We start from the raw sequence: 20758 nt of genomic DNA on the forward strand, positions 1-20758 counted from the left end.
TCGTCCGCATTCCCGGATTTTTCCCATCATTTAAATGAGGAATGTTCACATAAAATCCGGGCGTAGCGGCGAGGAGAAATAGGCGTTTACCGCAGAATAATCTGGCATAGTATAGCCGTTCATTGGTACAGTGCCAATAAGCCATGCGTAAGCTCAAACAGCTGAAGGAGATTCCGGGGATCTTTACCCGTTAAGGTATGGATACGCTTCAGGCGGTATTGCAGGGTGTTGCGGTGAATATTTAATTCGTCTGCGGTAAAGGAGACACTGCCGTTATGGTTAATAAAGCTGCGCAGCGTATCCAGCAAATCCGCGGTATCTTCCAGTTTAGTGACCAGATGGATCGTGTTCGTCAGGTTGGATTGGCTCAGTTTGACCAGGAATTCGACTTCTGCAAAAGAAATCATCCGCACAGGCGGGCGTAAAGCCAGCAAAACATTCATGGCTGACTTGGCCTGCGAATAACATTCTGCAATGTTATGCTCTTGTCTGCTGATAGTAATCAGCGCATCAGGATAGCTGCGTACAAGTGGCTCCAGCAGTTTGTCTATTGAATCCTGATTCTGGATCAGGATGAGATAGCTGTCTTCCTCCATATGAAAGGATGGATGCTGCATGAATATTTTGGACAGCTCGGCTGCCTGAGCCGGGTCATCAGGGAGGTGCTTTACATATACCGCCGAAGTTTTTAGAAGCAGATCAATGCGATATTGAGCCGCTTCTTTTTTTATTTTTTGAGTATAGGCCCCCTGATGATTCAACAGCATTTCCAGCATGGATTTTTTGCGGTTGGCTTCGTGGGCCAGATGCTCCAGGGAGATCCTTTGCTCAATCAGGAGGGATACCGTAGTTTTGACGATGTTGCAAAAAGGGCGCACTTCATCGGGATTTCCCGTGATGCCAATGACGCCGACCCGCTCATGATGAATGACGATCGGCTCATTGGTCCCTTGCTTCTCGTAGTGACCATCCTGCCATACTTCAATCATTTTTCCGGTTTCGAGCGCCTGAACGGCTCCTTGATGAACTGTCCCGACTCGTTCACTCTCTCCGCTGCCAATGATGATGCCTCGTTCGTTCATAATATTAATATTGTATGGAATATCCTTCATCATTTTATCTACGATGTCTTGGGCTTGTTTTTCAGAGATCTGGAACAGTTCGCGCTTCCTCCCTATACATAGTGATGTAATGGATTGCACTTGCGAAAGAGCTTTCATTTTATTGTGCATCTGAACAACATAATAAAGTGTGTTGCCGCACATGTCAGCCTATTTTATCACAAGAGTGCAACCGTTTCGCAATTGGCTGGTTGCATAGCGTTTAGATCTTTTGATCATGAGGCCTGTGAGATGGAACATTATTTGTAGTGCGGTTCAGGCCTTTAAAAAATTAGATTTAATGAAATCGCTGCGTATTACGATAAATCTATTAGAGGATGTCATTAAATAAACATCCTCTCCTTGTGTGCTTATTTGTTTTTTAATCATAGTAATGGAAAAAGATACTGAATATTATTTAGGAGGAAATTCATGTCAGAACAACATAGTTTTAATATTCCAGCTCATTATAATATATACACGGGGAACTCTAATCGAGAGTTACGAATAGACTATTCTATTCCACAAAACGGAGTTACTGAAAGTACAGGATTGATTATTTTTGTACCCGGGTTCGGAGGCAATATTGATTCCAAAGTTTATGTGAAAATGAGAAAAGTATTTGCGGATAAATATAATATGGTAACGATTCAGTGTGATTATTTTGGTAGTACATTTATGCAATCATCAGCTGATCGTTTCAGGTTGAAAAATCCCGAAATTCTTCAGTCCATTCTTACAGTAGATGAATTGGAGAAAATGAATAAAGACTCTTCTATTTTATTAAGCATATTGTCTGAAAAAAACATTTTATTTCCTGTGATTGCTAATATAGATGAAAGTATAGAGGAATTTAATGACATGGGCTATATGCAGGCAATAGATATCATTAGTTCTGTAGAGGCAGTTAAAACCATATTGAAGGGAAATAATCTGATATTTAATCCCGCGAGAATAATTGGGTATGGACATTCTCATGGGGCATATTTATTGCACTTAAGTAATAGGCTAGCACCTAATTTATTTTCATATTTGGTAGACAACTCAGCTTGGATAGAGCCAGAGTTTTTATCAAATAATAGGTTTTTGTATGGAAAGGTAGGAAATGCAACATTTGATATTGAATTCGACTATATTGCTAAAAAAATAATACCAAATAGACTAGATTTAAACTTAGAAACATTGTATAAAGATTTTCATGGAAATACACAGGTTTTATCTTTCCAAGGAGATAATGATGATCTAGTTAATCATTTAGAAAAAAAACGTATAGTAGAGACGATCAATAATTCAGATTTTATACTTGTCAAACAGGAAGATGTAGATCATGTCAAATATAAATCGAATAGTCATGGTTTAGATGCTGATTTTTTAGAGCTTTTTTCCTTTGCACTAGAATTAGAACGTCCAACAAAAGAAACCCCAGTAAACGAATTGATATATATAATAGATTTTGAAAGTGTACTTATAGAAGTTGATTATACTAATGGATTACCAGTATTTAATTTTAATTTTAAGTGATAGAAATCTCATTTCAGCACACTACACTTTTTAGATTTACCTATGTGAGTTTTAAGGTATCATTGAAATATATACCCCAAAAGCAGGCTACTCCAAAGAGTCCCTGCTTTTCGAGTCTGTTCCTATCCTTCGCCAGCCAGGCTGTCTAATGGTGAATCTCGCGGAAGCTGTAAGTAATATCATGCAGTTCTTTCTTTAAACGGCTATATTTTGATGCGGGCGTATATCCGTGTATTTGGTGATAGCTCTTTTCGGTCTCAATAATGGCTACATGGGTGACATAATGGTTCACATCTTTCTGTCCTTTAATCGTGAACTCAATGGCAGGATATCCATGAATCGTTGCTCCCCAACGCCTAAACAAAATAGACGAACCGTAGGCTTTTGATATCTCTGCCATCCTATTGGTTCCTGCTCCATCGTTTTGGCCATGGCGAATGTACGTCTGTCTTGTTGTTTCCTGTGGATTTTGTGACATGTGCTGGTTCTCCAAAAAATACACCTCTTTTTAATATTCAATCATTTTAAAATACGCCTCTTATATTAACGGTTAATTTCCATTCCATGTTTAGGAAAACATCCTATAAATCATTAAAGTAATATAAATATCCCTTATAAATGAAATTAAAGAATAAACATTCGGCCACTATGCTTAAAACGTACTACTTGGAGTATACTTAAAGACGACAGAAAGCCTGCGATAGATATGGATCGAAGTGCCCTGGACATTCTTTATTTTGGAAGATGGGAGATTGGAATGAACAAAAGGCAAACAGAAATTTTCCGCAGATTGTTAACTGAACCAGGTCGGTTGTGGTTAGCGCAGGATCTGGCGGATCAGACTGAATGCTCTGAAAAGACGATCCGCAACGATCTGAAGGTAATTGAAGAATATATAGTCAAGCATTCCAGCGCCAATCTGGTGAGAAGACCGGGACGCGGCATTTATCTGGAGATGGATGAATTGGAGCGGACAGATTTGTTCCATCGGCTGTATGCGGACGAGAGTACAGCCCAACATCAGCCGGATGAGGAAAGGGTGTTGCATCTCGCCTATCGTCTCTTAATGGAGGCCAAACCTGTAACTATACAGGATCTGGCCTCCCAGTATTATGTGAATAAAACGGTGATCCGTAGAGATATGGAGAAGATCGAGGGCTGGCTGCACAGCCTTGATCTTGTCTTAATTACCAAGCAGCGCGTAGGATTGACGATTCAAGGCTCCGAGAAAAACAAGCGGATAGCTTTGGCACGGCTGAACCAACTGATAGATCGTCCTGAGTTAACAGGACAAATGATGCGCAAGCAGTTTGAACCGCACGAGATTGCAACCATACATCATGAATTAAAAACATTTCAAAAACATCATGAGCTTAGCTTCACTGATGAAGCTTTCGAAGGTCTAATGCTGCATATTCTCTTCATGGTCAAACGCACCAAGCTCGGCCAGCCCATCTCGCTCTCCGAGCAGGACGTTGCCTTTTTGCGGAAAAAAGCCGAATATACATGGGCTGCGTCCTTTTTACAGCAGCTGCAAAAGCTGTTTGCTGTGCCTTTTTCCCAGGAAGAAACGGCCTATCTAACTTTGCATCTGCTTGGCGGGAAGTTTCGTTACCAGCAAGAGGAAGGAAAGGGCAAACAGAGCAATCTGGCAGACAGCCATCCGCTCTTGCCCGAATTAGTTGAGCGGTTGATCGGGCGGATGTCGGAGCTGAATATGATTGCCTTTTACAAGGACCAGGTGTTGCAGAACGGGTTGAAAGTCCATTTATATACAACCCTGAACCGTCTTCACTATGGTCTGACCGTGTCCAATCCCATGCTGGCCGAGATCAAGAAGATGTACCCCTACATGTTCGACCGGGTCATTATTACACTGGAAGAGGTAGGGAGAATGACCCGATTATCATTTCCCGAAGAGGAAGCAGCGTATTTAACCCTGCACTTCCAAGCCTCTGTGGAGCGGCTTCATCAGAGGGACAGTCATCCTCAAAGGGCAGTCATCGTATGTCATATGGGTATCGGCATGTCCCAGTTGCTGCGCACAAAGGTGGAACGTAAATTTCCGTCTGTGCATGTGGGAACTACCCTATCGAAAGCGGAAGTTCAGGACTATCTGGCAGCCCATGAGGTGGAGCTTGTCATTACAACCGTAGCTCTCCCGGAAATAAAAGTTCCGCACATTCTCGTCTCTCCATTGCTGGACGCCAAGGACGAACGTCAGTTGGAGCAAGTGATTAGGCGATTGGATGAGCCGGAGCACAGGGCGGCAGATGAATCTGTATTTTTTAGGTATACAACACCTTTTCTGGTCTTCCCCCAGCAGGAAGTGCAGCGCCCGGAACAATTAATTTCCAAGCTGGCGCAAATACTGGAGGATAAAGGATATGTTGAGACAGGTTATGTGGAAAGTGTACTGGCGCGAGAAAAAATGTCGGCGACCACGATCGGGGGAGGTGTTGCCATCCCGCATGGCGGCTCCGAGTGGATCAGACAGTCAGCTATTGTAGTCGCTACCTTGAAGCAGCCGCTCACCTGGGGAACCGAGAAAGTAGAGCTTGTGTTCCTGCTTGCGGTTAAACAGGATAGACGCGAAGAGATGCGGCAGTTGTTTAAGGAATTATCGCTGATCAGTGAGCAGCCAGCTATGGTGCATGCCTTGTCTAAGGAGACTGATGCGATGAGATTATTAGGGAAGCTAAAAGGATAAGTGAATACCAAAAGCTGTGCTCTGGAGCGGGACTTATATAAGTCCTGCTTTTTGTCCTTATAAATCCGTTTTTCCGAAAGTTCCGGTAAAAAGTTCGACCAATAATAGCCAAATAGGCGTTTATACTATTAATGTAAGCGGAAACATCGGAGAGAAGGGGAATGACTATGAGAATATTGGCGATTACCTCATGTCCTAATGGAATTGCACATACGTATATGGCAGCCGAGAATCTGCAAAAGGCAGCAGCGAAGCTGGGCATCGAGATGAAGGTCGAGACACAAGGCTCCATTGGAATCGAAAATCAATTAACGGAGCAGGAGATCCGTGAAGCGGATGGCATTATTATTGCAGCAGATAAGACGGTTGTGAAGGATCGGTTTGTCGGCAAGAAACTGCTGGTCGTTGGTGTGCAGGATGGCATTCGTCGTCCAGAAGAATTGATCCAGCGGGTGATACAAGGTGATGTGCCTGTGTATCAGGCACAGTCACGTTCTGCCGAAGGTAGTACAGATGAGAGAAAACCGAAACAAAACCCGATCTACCGCCACTTGATGAATGGTGTATCCTATATGGTGCCCTTCATCGTCATCGGAGGCTTACTCATTGCTATTGCGCTGACGATTGGCGGCGAGAAGACACCTGGCGGTCTGGTTATACCAGACGGTTCATTTTGGAAGACGATTCAGAATATCGGATCTGCTTCGTTTACGTTTATGGTTCCGATTCTTGCCGGATTTATCGCGATGAGCATTGCAGATAGGCCGGGGCTTGCACCGGGTATGATTGGCGGGTTTATTGCTGCGAACGGCAGTTTTTATGGAAGTGAGGCGGGGGCCGGATTTATCGGCGGAATTATCGCCGGTTTCCTGGCGGGTTATGTTGCACTTGGGATTCGGAAAATTAAGGTTGGCCGAGCATTACAGCCGATTATGCCTATCATTATTATTCCCGTATTGTCATCCTTGATTGTGGGATTAATCTTTGTGTTTGTGATCGGTGCTCCAATCGCGCAATTGTTTGAAGCTTTAACAGGTTGGCTGGCAGGTATGCAAGGCACTAGCTCGATTCTGCTGGCGCTGATCTTGGGAGCGATGATCTCCTTCGATATGGGCGGTCCGGTGAATAAAGTTGCCTTCTTATTTGGCTCGGCCATGATTGGCGAAGGCAATTACGAAATTATGGGTCCAATCGCCGTTGCGATTTGTATTCCACCGATTGCGATGGGACTTGCAGCGATGATCAACAAACGTAAATTTGCACCGTCGGAACGCGAGGCCGGGAAAGCAACATTTACGATGGGGTTGTTTGGGATTACCGAAGGCGCCATTCCATTCGCGGCGCAAGATCCACTCCGTGTTATTCCCAGTATCATGGTAGGATCAATGGTCGGTTCAGTCATCGCCATGCTGGGGAATGTGGGTGATAAGGTAGCTCACGGTGGGCCGATTGTAGCCGTGCTTGGTGCAGTTGATCATGTGTTTATGTTTTTCATCGCCGTTATTGTTGGAGTAGCCGTGACGATTGTCATGGTGAGCCTGTTGAAAAAAGATATTGCAACTGTAGATACGACCGTTGCTGGAGAAGTGATGTCTGGAAATTCCGCGGCAGTAGCTGAACCATCTGCAACGACTACAACTGTTGCGGAGTCATCAGCTTCAACAGCCGCTATAAATCATGGGTCAGCAGCACCTTCACAAGCTGTTCACATTGAGAAGCTGACGGATATTATAACGTTGGATCTGGTTAACCTCGATCTGGAAGGAACGACAAAGGATGCTGTCATTGATGAAATGATCGGAGCACTTGTGGGAACGGGAACCGTAAGCTCTGCCAGTGATCTTAAACAGGTCATATTGGCCCGAGAGCAAGAGAGCTCCACAGGTATCGGAATGAATATTGCCATCCCACATGGCAAATCGGAAGCTGTCTTAAAGCCAAGCGTGGTTTTTGGTATCAAGCGGAGCGGGGTTGACTGGGAAAGTCTGGACGGTAGTGAGGCGAAATTGATCTTCATGATTGCTGTACCGCGCAATAGCAAGGACAACACGCATCTGAAGGTGCTGCAAATGCTATCCCGTAAGCTGATGGATGATCATTTTAGAGAAGCGCTCCTGGCTGTCATAACGAAGGAAGAAGCATATCAATTGCTGGATCAGGTGCATTAATCGATGCATTAAGAACATGAGCAGTCTATCCTCAGGTGAGGCTAGACTGCCCTTTTCATAGTAAGATATCGTTTTCTAAGGGATAAGGACTTTTTTTCGGTACGGTATACTTACCCCGGCTAACTGCTACATAAAGTCAAAAAAATAACGTATCACATGAAAAAAGACAGGCGAGGTGTAGGTCAAGCTATCCACCCGGCTTAAGTAGCTTTTTTTCAGAGCATCGAACTTATCATCATCGCCGATTAATAAATCTCGCTTTAGTACGGAGACCGTTAAGCTGCCGAAGAAACCGCTCAAGCTGATCAGCATGCCGAAAATAATTCCGAATTTCAGGTCAAACGGCGTCAGGTAGGGATAGATTAGATAGGAAGCCGCTATGGTTACGGGAAAAGCGAACGCAAAGCCTTCCCAAGTTACATTGGGGTTGGATGTCGGGACGATTTTCCGTTTTCCGAAATAGAGTGATGCCAGATAGTGTGCGACATCATTGAGCTGCGTCAGAACCACTAGAAAAAGTACAAGTTTCGCTCCGTATTGCGGCGTAGCAAACTGAAAATAGGCCAGGTGACTCAGCCCGAAAACCATCAGCATGAGTCCCCATTGGGTCGAGCTGACACTGCGCAGGAAACCAACCGTTCCTTTATTGATCAATCGCGGGAGCGGCAGCAGCAAGAATACATAGATGGGGATAAAGACAATAAACATCCCGTACCACCCGATATAAATCCAATAAAACTGTACGGGAATAGCCAAGTACGCCCATAGAAACAATCTGCGATCGGCTTTTCTGGATCTGATCATGGAAAAGTATTCTTTTAGCGCAAAAAAAGTGAGCGCCATCAAGGAAAGCAGTGAAACGATCGGATTGAAAAGAGTTGCCAAGCAAAAGATAAAGAACATGCCCCACCAGGTCTTGATGCGAAGTCCAATAGCTGCATAGTCTTTGTTGGGCTGTGTTTTGACTACCACTATATAAATCAGATGGATGACCAATAAGGCTGTAAAAATGAGAACTAACGTTAATAGCGAACTGTCCATTGCCACTCACCAACTTATCGCGAAATAGGATTCCATTAAAGGATTCCTATGTTATTATGAAGGAATAATTCAAACTTGATAAGGGGAAATTTAGTAAATGGTAGCTGATCAATCCGTCTTTATCTTGCTTACCAATACGGGAACGTTTCTTACGAGAGTCATTAAAAGCTATACAAGAGCGCCATACAATCATGCCTCCATTTCCTTCAACCGTGAACTTTCGGAGTTATACAGCTTCGGGAGAAAGACCCCCAATAACCCTCTGGATGGCGGTTTCGTAAAAGAGGATATTAAGACAGGTACATACAGTAGATTTCCGAATACAACATGTGTCATCTACGAGCTTCAAGTAACCGATCGTGAAGTCGAAAAAATGAAGCGGGTCTTACACGTCTTTATCCGAAGTCGCCAAAAATATATGTATAACCTACTGGGGTTGATTGGTGTTGCACTCAAAGAACCAGTCGAGTTCAGCAATTCTTATTTTTGTTCGCAATTCGTCGCAGAAATTTTACAGCGATCCGGCATAAAGATATGGAGCAAGTTGCCGGCCCTTATTACGCCAGACGATTTTCGGCAAAGTGACCGATTTCAATTGATCTACGAGGGGAAATTGAGCGAGTACGAGCCTCAAGCCTGAGCAGCGATTTGGAGTAGCTGCTGAAACGCCCTCTCACCCCTTGAGAGTTCCCAGTGACCTAATTTCATCCATGGGTGGAATCGTTGCTGATTATCCAATATACTTGTATAGAATTAAAAATGAATGGAGTACATAATACCATGTCTAATTTGCCAAATTGTCCTGAATGTAATTCAGAATACACTTACGAGGATCGTAGTCTTTTCATCTGCCCGGAATGCGCTCATGAGTGGTCTTCCGAGTCAGAAACCGTAAGCAATGAAGATGTAAAAGTCGTGAAAGATGCAAATGGCAACGTCCTGCAGGATGGTGATTCTGTAACCGTTATTAAGGATCTTAAGGTTAAAGGAAGCTCATCTGTTTTGAAAATCGGCACCAAAGTGAAGAATATCCGTCTGGTGGACGGTGATCATGACATTGATTGCAAAATTGATGGTTTCGGAGCGATGAAGTTAAAATCGGAATTTGTAAAAAAGAATTAAATAATCAACGTCTCAAGTAAACATGAGACAGAAAAAACCACCGGATATAGGCTTGAGAGCCTAGCTATCTGGTGGTTTTTCATACCTGTATGAAACTCTCGTTGTGGTTGCCCACTATCCGCTAATTATTGGCCAATAATAGCTTTGACAAAATTGCTTAAAGGCTGTGCCGGGCGTCCGAGCAATTTTTCCAGATCATCGCTGTCCACATCAAGGGAGCCTTCGCGAAACGGCCCCTGCATATCAACTACCATGGTGACCACAAAATCAGGCAGTCCGGCACCACGCAAAGCTTCGCCTAATGAAGCATCATCCACATCTACAACCTTCACTTCTTTGCCTGTTACTTCGGCCGTGATGGCTGCAAGCTCGGCATGTGTGCGAGGTTTACCAGAGAGTTCATAGACCGTGTTTTCATGTCCTTCTCCAGCGAGAACAGCAGCAGCAGCTTGGGCATAATCACTGCGTAAAGCCCAGCCTACCCGGGCGCTGCCTGCAGCATTAAGCCAAGGTGCACCATGCAATACACCTTGTATGCTGCCTGCTTCGTTTTCAACATACCAATTGTTGCGAAGGAAGGAATACGGAATACCAGTCTCGCGAATAGCTTTTTCCGCCGCACGATGAACCTCGGCAAGGGGGAGGGTATTGCGGTCAGCATTGGCGACACTTGTGTAACCAATGAAGCGTACCCCGGCTTTTTTGGCTGCATCGACAGCATTTTGGTGCTGACGAATCCGTGTTGCGTTATCCCCGTCCGCGGAGACGATCAGCAAACGATCCACGCCAGCGAATGCCTGATCCAAGGTCTCGGGTTTGTCGAAGTCACCGTGACGTACGTCAACGCCTTGTGTGCGAAGGTGTTCAGCTTTCTCTGGATTACGTACACTTACTGCAAGACTTGCAGCAGGTACTGTTTTTAACAATGTATCCACGACTATAGATCCGAATTGTCCAGTTGCGCCAGTTACTAATATTTTCATTTTTCCATTCCTCCAATTGAATATGTATATAAAAATGAATGGCAGAACTCCATTCAATTTATATCGAATTTTCACAGGTATTAAAACTGAATTAGTTATAACGAAACCAGTTACAACGGTACTGTTAAAAAAAAGCTCAATCTGAGCTTTAATTAACATGAGCTTCAACATGAACTTGGTTCAACATCTTTTGAATCGTGACGCGTTTTAATCGTTGTTCCATAGCCGCCTGGGCTTCAGCCAATTCTCCCAAGAGGGAAGCTTCGATGGTTTTGCCAACAGGACAGAGTGGACTCGGGGCCTTATGAAAATTAAATAAATGTCCCTTATCGATAACCTCAACCGCATGATATACATCCAGTAAAGTAATGGATTCCGGTTCCTTCAAGAGAGAAGCCCCACCTATGCCGGGCCGAATGTCAATTAGACCGGCTTTCTTCAGCATGCCCATAATTCTTCGGATCACGACGGGATTTGTATTTACGCTGTCTGCAATGAAGTCTCCCGTACATTCTCCTGGCAGAATAGCAATCAACGTAAGGATATGGACTGCTATGGAGAAGCGACTACTGATTTGTTTCATACTGTTCACCACTTTTGTAACCATAATAGTTACTTCTCGTTGCAGTGTCAACACCAATATCCAAATTGGCATGAGCTCCTATAGACGTTCCTGTTCACTGAATCCAGACCTAGAAAAGGAAAGCTTGAAAAATAAACAGAAATAGTTCAATATAAAGATATCGGTTTTTAAAATGGTTTGCTTTGTAAGCAGCCGAATGAGAACGAAACATGAAAATAGGAGGCAGGACCAGTGGAGATAGGTATAAGCTCGTTTGTGGAAACAACGCCGGATCCCCAAACCGGTGAGGTCATTAGTCACGCGCAACGAATCCGTGAGGTTGTGGAGGAAATTGTGCTTGCAGATCAGGTAGGGCTGGATGTGTACGGTGTAGGGGAGCATCATCGCAAAGATTATGCAGCATCTGCGCCAGCTGTTATACTGGCTGCGGCAGCAGCACAGACCCAGCGGATTCGACTAACCAGTGCAGTCACGGTGCTGTCATCGGATGATCCAGTGCGGGTGTTTCAGGATTTCGCTACACTGGATGCCATCTCGAATGGACGGGCTGAGATTATGGCAGGACGGGGTTCCTTTATTGAATCGTTCCCGTTGTTTGGATATGACCTGGATGACTACGATGAGCTGTTTGATGAAAGCCTGGAGCTGTTATTGAAAATACGCGAATCCGAAAAAGTGACCTGGAAAGGCGGACATCGGCCCGCAATCAATAATTTGGGCGTGTACCCGCGTCCGGTTCAAAATCCGTTGCCCGTATGGATTGGCAGCGGGGGCAATCAGGAATCTGTAGTCCGTGCCGGCTTGCTCGGATTGCCGTTGGTGCTTGCCATTATTGGAGGCAGCCCTATGCAGTTTGCACCATTGGTCGAGTTGTATAAAAAAGCGGCTAAGCACGCAGGTCATGACGCATCGTTGCTTCCAGTTGCATCCCACTCGCATGGTTTTATTGCGGAAAGCACCGAGCTTGCAGCCGACAAGTTTTTCCCTTCTACCCAGCAAGTCATGAATGTGCTTGGGCGTGAGCGTGGTTGGGGGCCTTACACTCGGTCCAGCTTCGATGCCGCCCGCAGCTTTGAAGGAGCACTGTATGTAGGCGACTCCGATACAGTTGCCAAGAAAATCATTCACCTGCGTAAACAAGTAGGCATTACACGCTTTATGCTACACGTACCCGTCGGATCAATGCCTCATGAAGATGTCATGAGAGCTATTGAGCTGCTGGGAACAGAGGTAGCGCCACGGGTGCGCGAAGAGATATCCAAGTGGGAATCCGAGAATGAATAAGCGATTTTACTTCATATAGATATGAACGAAAGGAGCAGACTTTGGTGATTAAGTCGCTCCTTTCTTTTTATTCAAAAATCATATAACCTGTTTTCCGAGGTATTCGATTATTCCCTCATATAGTAATTAGACAGGAGTCTCTTAATCGCTAAAATTGAACCATTTGTGGATGTCTATTTTTTTAGATTGATTTATAGATTGCCATTCGTTCGTGTTTGGTTGATAAGTGTAGTCTTTTTGCCAGGTCATGATGTTTTCTACAACTTCTCGTATGGAAGATATGAGATAGGAGACTTCCTGATTCGTCATCATAGGATGGAGAGACAGGCGTACCCAGCCTGGTTTTTGCGATAAATCTCCTGCATGGATTAGGCTTGTCATTTGAGTAGAGGTTTGTTGGTCGATGCCCAGCAAATAGTGTCCGTAGGTTCCTGCACAAGAGCAGCCGCCCCGGACCTGAATTCCAAACCGATCATTTAGCAATTTTACAATCAGGTTATAGTGAATATGGTCGACAACGAAAGAAACGATTCCCAGCCGATCTTGGCTGCTTCCACCCAAAATGTGCAGGTCTGGTATGGTGCTCAAGCCTTTTAGCAATAATGAGGTTAGTTCCTTTTTACGCTCCAACATGCGGTTGTGTCCCATTTGTTCCTTCAGCTGAATGCAGAGCGCCGTTCGAATGGACTGCAAAAAGGGAGGTGTCCCTCCATCCTCGCGTGCTTCGATATTATCTTTATACTCGTACCCACCCCAAGGATTGGTCCAGCTTACCGTGCCACCTCCGGGCTGATCCGGAGCATAATTAAAGCATAGTCTCGAATCCATAATTAAAACGCCGCTTGTACCAGGACCACCGAGGAATTTGTGTGGTGAAAATACAATTCCATCTAATTTCTCAAAGGGTTCCAGGGGATGCATGTTGATCTCGGTGTAAGGAGCGCTTGCAGAAAAATCAATAAAACAAACGCCGCCATGTTCATGCATTTTGCGTGATAGCTGGAATATGGGTGCTTCAAAACCTGTAACATTGGAGCAGGCTGTAAAAGCGCCAATCTTGATAGGCCGATGCCGGAATTGATACAGCAGCCGTTCGAGCTGAACTGGATCGACGATACCACCGGGACCCGGAGGGACACACACGACGTCCCCGATGGTTTCCGCCCAGGAGATATGATTGGAGTGATGCTCCATATGCGTAACAAAAATAACGGGACGTTCTTTTTCAGCGATTGGATAGAGCCGCTTTAATTTCTCATGTATTTTCAATCCTAACAACCGTTGAAGTTTATTCACCGCACCGGTCATACCGGACCCGGCAAACATAATGATATCGTGTTCGTCGGCATGAACGTGGTTCTTAATGATCCGTTTTGCCTCTTCATAGGCTTGGGTCATCAGGGTGCCTGTCAAATTAGACTCCGTATGAGTGTTCGCCACAAAAGGGCCCAAATCATTGGCTATTTTCCGCTCGATGGGTCCATACAGACGGCCGCTGGCTGTCCAATCCGCATAAACCAGCTTTTTTAGTCCATATTGGAATTCAAAGGTCTGGTGGTATCCGATGGTATTTTCACGATACCTCTGGAAATAAGCCTCGTTAGAAGGCTGATACCTACAACTACTGCTTCCAATTCGAGCCATGAGCATACGGCGCCTCCCAAGTCGTTATGTCTTCTTAGGGTACGTAGGTAGGCCTGAATAGGTTAAAAAAAATAGGCGAATGTCATCATTTAGTCAAAAAAAGCCCTGTCCACAAGCCGGACAAGGCGCGAGTCCATCTTATATAAACAGCTGCATATCGGATTCGAGTGCATCTTTCAGATAGGTTTTGGCCTCGATAATTTCCAGCTCAGGTATGAACTCCTCTGGTTTAAACCCCATAATATCCACCGATAGCTTACAGGCATAAAATTTGACGTTTTTCTTCCGTGCTCCTTTCAAGAAATGAATCAGCTTCGGGGCTTCGTTATCTTCGATCATTTCTGTCAGCATCAGCTTGCCCAGACCGCTAAAATTCATTTTAGACAGCGGTAGAGCCTCCGGTCCCTTAGGAGTCATCCAGCCCATGATTTTTTCGTATATCGTCTTGTCCTCAAGCGTCATTTTCTCGGGATCGCGTACCAGAAATAACCCCCAGAATGCAAAAAACATCGTAACTTCCACATCCAGCTCCCGAGCTGTATTGGCCAAAATCAGTCCAGCCATCGCCTTATCATAATCGCCGCTGAACATGAGCAGATTCATCCTTTTGTCCACGATATTCCGCCTCCATTTACCCATAGATATATTTAGTATGGATTTGGAAATGAGAACTATGCCCAGTTCACATATCGTTCACATTTGTGGGGGTGTATTTTTAAAATTCCTCCTTTATACAATTGAATGATGTGTGGAAAAAGTGAGAATAATTTAAAGAGCCATCCATTTAACCTTATAAAAATTTAATAAATAGGTAGTTTGACTTTAAAAAAAACAAAAAAAATCATTTCATTAGGTTCGAACTTCGATTAAAATATAGGTATTCTTCATACTTATGAATCGGAGTGGCGGATATGGATCAATTCAAATTTAGATCTGAGCACAACAAAATGATTGTTGATGCTATCGTGGATGGATATCGGGACTATATTGAGCATCGTAAAGATCGAAAAGCAAAAATGAAGATCAGTTCAGCTTTTGCTTGGACTAAGGGGAATTTTATCGAAAGTAAGGTGGCAGAAGAGTGCGTTGATCACGGTTTTACATATAAGAAATCGAAGGCTGGATTAACATGGGACTATCTCCAATTCATTCACGGCGATTCCAAAATTCTTTTTCTTATTAAGAACGCTGCTTATTTCAATGAAAAATGCTTTTCACAAGCTAAATTACCTACCGCAGGTTACAAGAAAGGTTCCCATCGCACCTATCTGCACGAGCTATCTAAAATCAACAAAAAGTTAAAGCTTACCTCTACCCAGCAATACTCAAAAGAGCAAGAAGAAACTGAAAGATATGAACAGATTTCTTTTTTTATGCCTGAGAGTCAGGTGAGGGGGGAGTTGGAAAGCTTCAAATCGTCCTACAATGAGTTCCATATACTCACATATGCACTTGATGAGGCGTATCAGATATCTGAAATAATGCATTATTTGCCTAATCCCGATGACAATATTGCTTATCTGATAGAAGATCTCTCAAGCCTTATTTCTGGAGCTGATTTAACGGAAGAGGATCGCGAAGTAATTGCGCCAGAAATGAATGAAGATATTATGGATCCAGCAGCATTCGATATTGGGATCTTGGAAGAAGAGCAGCACAACTAGACAAACAAGATTATGTTAGTCAAATAAGGAGGGAGCAGCATGTTCATTGGTGAAAATTTGACCAATCTACGGATCATGCATGGATATTCGAGAAAGCAGCTCTCCGAAATGTTAGGTGTTACAGAACAAGCAGTTTGGCAGTACGAGAACGCGTATACATCTCCTAAAATGCAAATCGTGAATGAGTTAAAGCGGATTTTTAACGTGAAAAGTAAATATTTTTATACTAAAGACATGCTTGCACGGAATATGACACCTGCCAACGTAAACGTAATGAACATCGCTTATCGTTCAAAAGTTTTGAATGTTATCTCGAAGACGCAGGCAGAAGCGAAGCATGTTGAATATTTAGATGCTTTTGTTAACTATATCACAGCTAAAGTTAGCCTCCCTACCCTCAAAATTATCAGTTTAAGGGATGAAGTTATCGAATATCTAAACCATTCAGATGACGATAGATCGACTCAAATCGATAAAGTCGCTCATTTGGCACGGAAAAGACTTAGTCTAGGGCAAGATACAAACGAGAATCTTATGTTTCTGGTCGAAAAAAGCGGAGTATTTGTTTTTGAGAAGGCAATGGGTGAGGAGATTGATGCTTATAGTCTCTGGACTCGAAACGATCGACCTTATATCATATTGGGGAATATGAAACGATCAGCCGTTCGAAGGAACTTTGATATAGCACATGAACTGGGACATTTACTGCTTCATTATCGCCTTGAGTTTGCTAATTTAAATCGAAAAGAACACAAAATTATTGAGAATGAAGCGAATATGTTTGCCCAGGCATTTTTATTACCAGAAGACGAATTCGCACTTGATTTGAAAAATGTTGTCCATATTACAAATCCAGATAATTACTTGGAGTTGAAAAAGAAATGGAAGACTTCGCTGCAAGTGTTGGGATACAGGACGGCTCATTTGGGGAACCTTAAACCTAAAGATCATCGGAACTTCTATGCTACCTTGCATCGAAAAGGTTATTTAAAAATTGAACCGCTCGATGAATTAATCCCGATTCAAAAACCAATGAAGATTAAAACAATTATTGACCTTGTTTCTAAAAAGGGAATCGTGGACATTCGTCAAATGGTCGAGAAGGATTGGAAAACTGAAATATCCTTCTTTTATCATATGACCGGGATTGATCCTGACTTTTTTAATAAATATTTGGTGAAAAGCCTGGATTTCGGTCTACAAAATGTCACGGATATATCTAAGCGTATCTCTGATGTAGCTAAGCAAGTGTAACTATGACTTTTTAAGGATTGAACTTTCTTACTCCTCGCCGTTAGCAATGTCATATCTCCGGGCTGCCCCTATTCTGTATAATCTCAAGGGTATTCAAGACACAAACCTGAGATCGGGAGGATCATGAGAAAGTGAGTATAGAAAACAAATATAAAGCACTTGAACTGGAAAAGCCGGGCATCTATGAGCTGGAGGGACTGGAAGTCGGGGTCACCTCCAATTGCAACTTCAAGTGTGATTATTGCTGCGCATATCAGCGAAACGACGGGCAATGCATCAGCAGCAAGGAGGTCATTGGTATTATTGATGACATTCCAACGTTAAAACGTGTGCGACTGTCCGGGGGAGAAGTGACCTTGAAGTATCAGGACTGTCTGGACATTGTGGCTCACTGTTCGAGCAAGGGAATCGCTACCCAGCTCAATACCAATGCCAGCTTGCTCAGCCCTGAACGAATTGAGAGACTGCGCGATGCAGGGCTTTCTAATATTCATATCTCCTTCAACTTCACGGACGCTGAAAAATATTCCGCCTATTATCATGTTCACCCTCGCATGTATGAGACAATCGTTCAAAATATCCGGTTGTGTACCGAAGCCAAGCTGGAAACGGTGCTGGAGACTTTGCTGTTTGAGGAAACACAGAACAACATGCAAGCCATTAGCGAAATGGTATATGAACTCGGTGTGCGCATCCATGAAATCCAAAACAGCATCGTGATGGATCATACGAATTGGAACGCCATTTCCACCAAGGAGGCACTTGTCCGTTCCGTTCATGACCTGATTGCCCATAAAAAGGACGATACCGTGCTGTATTTCACCTGCATGGACCGTTTTGCTGAAGCGCTGGGCTTTAAGGAGCAACCGGGCGTTTATTTTTCCAACTGTGTTGATGGTAAAAAGCAGCTTCATCTTCACGGGAACGGTGATATTCTGATCTGTGAGCTATGCCATCCTGTGGTCATCGGCAATATTTATAATGGAACATCCTTAAAGGATATTTACACAAATAGACCTAAGCCGCTTCAGGAATTTCTCGACAAACTGCCTTGTCCTGCATATGATGCGCTTTTCCCGAATGGAATCTGAGATATTGAAAGTGTATACCACCTTAACGTTAGGGTGGTATATGCCCTTCATGTAACCTTTATAATATATTTCGATGAAAAGGCTTACATGTTAAAATATAAAAATAGTATCCTCTTACGAAAGAAGGAGTAGATATGAAATATAGAAATGTCGGCAACAGTGGTCTTAAGATTAGTGAAATCGGTCTGGGAAGCTGGTTAACGTACGGTACAGCCGCAGAGCAGGAAGCAGCTCATGCCTGTATTGCCAAGGCCGTTGACCTTGGAATCAATTTCTTTGATACCGCGAATGCGTATAATCGGGGAGAAGGCGAAAAGGCTATGGGAGCCGCCTTGAAGCCTTATCGAAGAGAAAGCTATGTGCTTTCTACCAAGGTGTACTTCCCGATGGATTCCGGCCCCAATGACAGGGGGCTGTCACGCAAGCACATTATGGAGCAATGTGAGGCGAGTCTGAAGCGTCTTGGAACCGATTATATCGACATTTACTTCTGTCATCGGTATGATCAGGACACTCCTTTGGAAGAGACGCTGCGGGCGCTTGATGACCTTCAGGCTCAGGGCAAAATTCTATATGCCGCTGTTAGTGAATGGAGTGCTGCCCAGCTCACGGATGCCTATGGCATCGGGAAAAGGCTGAATCTGCGCCCGCTGATTGCCAATCAGCCGATCTATAACATGTTCGAGCGTTATATCGAGCATGAGGTGCTCCCCGTATCCAGCCAGATGGGGATCGGGCAAATTGTATTTTCGCCCTTGGCCCAAGGTATACTCACGGGCAAATATAAACCGGGACAACCCGTACCGACAGGTAGCCGCGGGGCGGATGCCTCTGTCAACCATGTCATCAGCAGCTACATGCACGATGCGGTTCTAAACTGTGTCCAGGAGCTGGATAAGTTGGCAAAGGATCAGGGGATCAACCTGTCGCAGCTCGCGCTTGCTTGGATTCTGAGGGAACCGGGGATTAGCGCAGCTCTGATCGGGGCCACCAAACCCGCACAAATTGAAGAAAATGTAAAAGCGGTTGATGTGACGCTTCAGCCGGAGATTTGCGATGAAATCGAACGGATTCTGAAGCAAGTAGAGGGATTCGAGCCTTTGCGCTAAGCAGCTACCAACGCAATAACCCCGCTTTTCCTGTCTGTGACAGAGAAGGGCGGGGCTATTTTAATTTGCTTCAAGCATAGCGTAAATCCCCGAGGCTACACTGAATACAATCCCGCTCACTACAACAAGAATTTGCTTCTTGTTCAGGTTCAGCGGATCAAAAAAGAAAGGCAACAGCCATTTTAGGCTGACGACAGCCCATAGGCCTTCCAGCAATCCGAGCGTCAGCACCTTTTGTCCCCAGAGAAGCTTCATTGGCGGTGTTAGCGGACCTGCAAGCATCAGATCACCTGAAGCACGGATATTCCAGGAGATGATAACCATGAATACAACAAGGGTTAACAATGTGGACATAATATAGGTGATATTTTTTTTAGCCTCTTTCGTGAGCTTTGGCGATTTTTTAAACTCAGGCAAGCCGATCAGGAAAAAAACGATTCCCATGAAAATAGCCACGCCTACAAAGGAAGCGAATATAATGTTGGCTACTATGCCGATGCCATTGATGAGTAATAATAAAATAAGCTCTCCCCCTTGGGGTAACGATGATAGTTATTTTATTGTACATGCAGGAACGAAAACGCTCAAATATTTGGAAAAAGAATGATCATATGTGTAGATTCAACTTGATATTGCGATAATCTGCAGTTAATAGTTGAGGCTTATAGTTAGTGCATATCCACTATCACATACAGGTTAAAAGGATGGATGCAACGATGGGAATTCACGCGTATTTTCGATCACTGAACGAGCTGGAAAGAATTATTCGTTGCCCAGGCAAGTTTAAATTTGAAGAACACAGCGTATCTGCTCATTCATGGAAAGTGGTGCAGTATGCCAAAACGTTGGCTGATATTGAAGAGAGAAACGGTGTAAGCATTGACTGGAAAAAGCTTTACGAGATCACAAGCAGTCACGATTACGGGGAGATTTTTATTGGAGACATTAAAACGCCTGTTAAGCACTCCTCCAAGGAACTCCGGTTATTAATCCAGCAGGTCGAAGAAGGTATGATTGAGTATTTTATTGAAGAGAACATTCCGGAGGATTTTAAAGCTATTTTCCGCAAACAGTTACGGGAAGGTAAAGATGATTCTGTAGAAGGTTTAATCCTTGAAGTTGCGGATAAGATGGATCAGGTGTACGAAGCGTTTGCTGAACTTCAGCGGGGAAATACTGAAAAAGAATTTATAGTGATGTATCGTAATGCACTGGTGAAAATCAAAAATATTCAATTAAAGTGCGTTGATTATTTTTTGGAAAATATCTTGCCGGATATGGTCAAGGAAGAAACACCCTCATCCATTGATATTAAAAAGATTACGGAAGAAGCTCTAGCTCTTTAATAGACTCTCTCTACTCAGAAGCCCTGGCAGTGCTTCTGTTCATACATAATGATGTCCATTTCAAAATCTGGGCAGTCACGAAAAAAAGAACAATAAGCGACAGTGATTGAACTGTTCTTATTGCTCTCTTGGGTTGAT

20 protein-coding genes are annotated in these 20758 nt (G+C 43.9%); 12 read left to right on the top strand and 8 right to left on the bottom strand.

Translation table 11 applies throughout. The annotated features are described in order from the left end of the window. Positions 1-119 precede the first annotated feature (119 nt). Positions 120-1220, bottom strand: a complete 1101-nt coding sequence (locus KQI_RS0111450; RefSeq protein WP_411830887.1) for a CdaR family transcriptional regulator — start codon at positions 1218-1220, stop codon at positions 120-122. 312 nt (positions 1221-1532) lie between these two features. Here KQI_RS0111450 and KQI_RS0111455 point away from each other — a divergent pair, with 312 nt between their 5' ends. Then, positions 1533-2621: a DUF2920 family protein gene (locus tag KQI_RS0111455; RefSeq protein WP_010346888.1), complete on the top strand. Its 1089-nt coding sequence runs from the start codon at positions 1533-1535 to the stop codon at positions 2619-2621. A 145-nt stretch (positions 2622-2766) separates the two neighbouring features. Here the strand turns inward: KQI_RS0111455 and KQI_RS29230 are convergent, their stop codons facing one another. Next, positions 2767-3099, bottom strand: a complete 333-nt coding sequence (locus KQI_RS29230) for a hypothetical protein (protein ID WP_010346889.1) — start codon at positions 3097-3099, stop codon at positions 2767-2769. 279 nt (positions 3100-3378) lie between these two features. Here KQI_RS29230 and KQI_RS0111465 point away from each other — a divergent pair, with 279 nt between their 5' ends. Next, positions 3379-5331 (top strand): BglG family transcription antiterminator, encoded by a 1953-nt coding sequence (locus KQI_RS0111465; RefSeq protein ID WP_029390117.1) that lies wholly within the window; start codon positions 3379-3381, stop codon positions 5329-5331. A 167-nt stretch (positions 5332-5498) separates the two neighbouring features. Further along, positions 5499-7499: a PTS fructose transporter subunit IIABC gene (locus KQI_RS0111470; protein ID WP_010346891.1), complete on the top strand. Its 2001-nt coding sequence runs from the start codon at positions 5499-5501 to the stop codon at positions 7497-7499. Positions 7500-7625: 126 nt separating this feature from the next. Here the strand turns inward: KQI_RS0111470 and KQI_RS0111475 are convergent, their stop codons facing one another. Continuing rightward, on the bottom strand, positions 7626-8540 hold the full coding sequence (locus KQI_RS0111475; RefSeq protein ID WP_010346892.1) for a phosphatidate cytidylyltransferase: 915 nt from the start codon (positions 8538-8540) through the stop codon (positions 7626-7628). A 97-nt stretch (positions 8541-8637) separates the two neighbouring features. Between KQI_RS0111475 and KQI_RS0111480 the strand changes: the two genes are divergently transcribed. Continuing rightward, positions 8638-9180 (top strand): hypothetical protein, encoded by a 543-nt coding sequence (locus KQI_RS0111480; protein ID WP_010346893.1) that lies wholly within the window; start codon positions 8638-8640, stop codon positions 9178-9180. Between the two features lie 140 nt (positions 9181-9320). Beyond that, entirely contained in the window at positions 9321-9662 is a 342-nt protein-coding gene (locus tag KQI_RS0111485) for a zinc ribbon domain-containing protein YjdM (RefSeq protein WP_010346894.1), read from the top strand. A gap of 125 nt (positions 9663-9787) precedes the next feature. On the opposite strand, the gene KQI_RS0111490 is transcribed toward KQI_RS0111485, so the two are convergent. Then, the gene (locus KQI_RS0111490; protein WP_010346895.1) at positions 9788-10645 is read right to left on the bottom strand and encodes an SDR family oxidoreductase; all 858 of its coding nucleotides are present in this window, start codon (positions 10643-10645) and stop codon (positions 9788-9790) included. 148 nt (positions 10646-10793) lie between these two features. Next, positions 10794-11228 (bottom strand): Rrf2 family transcriptional regulator, encoded by a 435-nt coding sequence (locus KQI_RS0111495; RefSeq protein ID WP_029390119.1) that lies wholly within the window; start codon positions 11226-11228, stop codon positions 10794-10796. Positions 11229-11459: 231 nt separating this feature from the next. On the opposite strand from KQI_RS0111495, the gene KQI_RS0111500 reads away from it, so the two are divergent. Continuing rightward, positions 11460-12512 (top strand): LLM class flavin-dependent oxidoreductase, encoded by a 1053-nt coding sequence (locus KQI_RS0111500; protein WP_010346897.1) that lies wholly within the window; start codon positions 11460-11462, stop codon positions 12510-12512. A gap of 141 nt (positions 12513-12653) precedes the next feature. On the opposite strand, the gene KQI_RS0111505 is transcribed toward KQI_RS0111500, so the two are convergent. Continuing rightward, positions 12654-14162 (bottom strand): aminotransferase class V-fold PLP-dependent enzyme, encoded by a 1509-nt coding sequence (locus tag KQI_RS0111505; protein WP_029390120.1) that lies wholly within the window; start codon positions 14160-14162, stop codon positions 12654-12656. A 132-nt stretch (positions 14163-14294) separates the two neighbouring features. Further along, entirely contained in the window at positions 14295-14771 is a 477-nt protein-coding gene (locus KQI_RS0111510; RefSeq protein ID WP_010346899.1) for a DsrE/DsrF/DrsH-like family protein, read from the bottom strand. A 296-nt stretch (positions 14772-15067) separates the two neighbouring features. Here KQI_RS0111510 and KQI_RS0111515 point away from each other — a divergent pair, with 296 nt between their 5' ends. From KQI_RS0111515 to KQI_RS0111530, 4 genes are all read left to right on the top strand, one after another. Continuing rightward, positions 15068-15820 (top strand): spr1630 family ClpXP-sensitive toxin, encoded by a 753-nt coding sequence (locus tag KQI_RS0111515; protein ID WP_010346900.1) that lies wholly within the window; start codon positions 15068-15070, stop codon positions 15818-15820. A gap of 39 nt (positions 15821-15859) precedes the next feature. Further along, positions 15860-17074, top strand: a complete 1215-nt coding sequence (locus tag KQI_RS0111520; protein ID WP_010346901.1) for a spr1629 family repressor/antitoxin — start codon at positions 15860-15862, stop codon at positions 17072-17074. A 131-nt stretch (positions 17075-17205) separates the two neighbouring features. Next, on the top strand, positions 17206-18165 hold the full coding sequence (locus KQI_RS0111525; RefSeq protein WP_010346902.1) for a radical SAM protein: 960 nt from the start codon (positions 17206-17208) through the stop codon (positions 18163-18165). 134 nt (positions 18166-18299) lie between these two features. Beyond that, positions 18300-19274, top strand: coding sequence for an aldo/keto reductase family protein (locus KQI_RS0111530; protein WP_010346903.1), 975 nt, complete (start codon positions 18300-18302; stop codon positions 19272-19274). Between the two features lie 60 nt (positions 19275-19334). On the opposite strand, the gene KQI_RS0111535 is transcribed toward KQI_RS0111530, so the two are convergent. Then, positions 19335-19718 (bottom strand): hypothetical protein, encoded by a 384-nt coding sequence (locus KQI_RS0111535; protein ID WP_010346904.1) that lies wholly within the window; start codon positions 19716-19718, stop codon positions 19335-19337. On the opposite strand from KQI_RS0111535, the gene KQI_RS28800 reads away from it, so the two are divergent. Continuing rightward, on the top strand, positions 19717-19881 hold the full coding sequence (locus KQI_RS28800; protein ID WP_010346905.1) for a hypothetical protein: 165 nt from the start codon (positions 19717-19719) through the stop codon (positions 19879-19881). The two genes, KQI_RS0111535 and KQI_RS28800, sit on opposite strands and share 2 nt — an antisense overlap. Positions 19882-19990: 109 nt before the next feature. Beyond that, the gene (locus KQI_RS0111545; RefSeq protein WP_010346906.1) at positions 19991-20620 is read left to right on the top strand and encodes a YfbR-like 5'-deoxynucleotidase; all 630 of its coding nucleotides are present in this window, start codon (positions 19991-19993) and stop codon (positions 20618-20620) included. Positions 20621-20758 lie beyond the last annotated feature (138 nt).

It is taken from the genome of Paenibacillus peoriae KCTC 3763, from assembly GCF_000236805.1.
Taxonomy (GTDB): domain Bacteria; phylum Bacillota; class Bacilli; order Paenibacillales; family Paenibacillaceae; genus Paenibacillus; species Paenibacillus peoriae.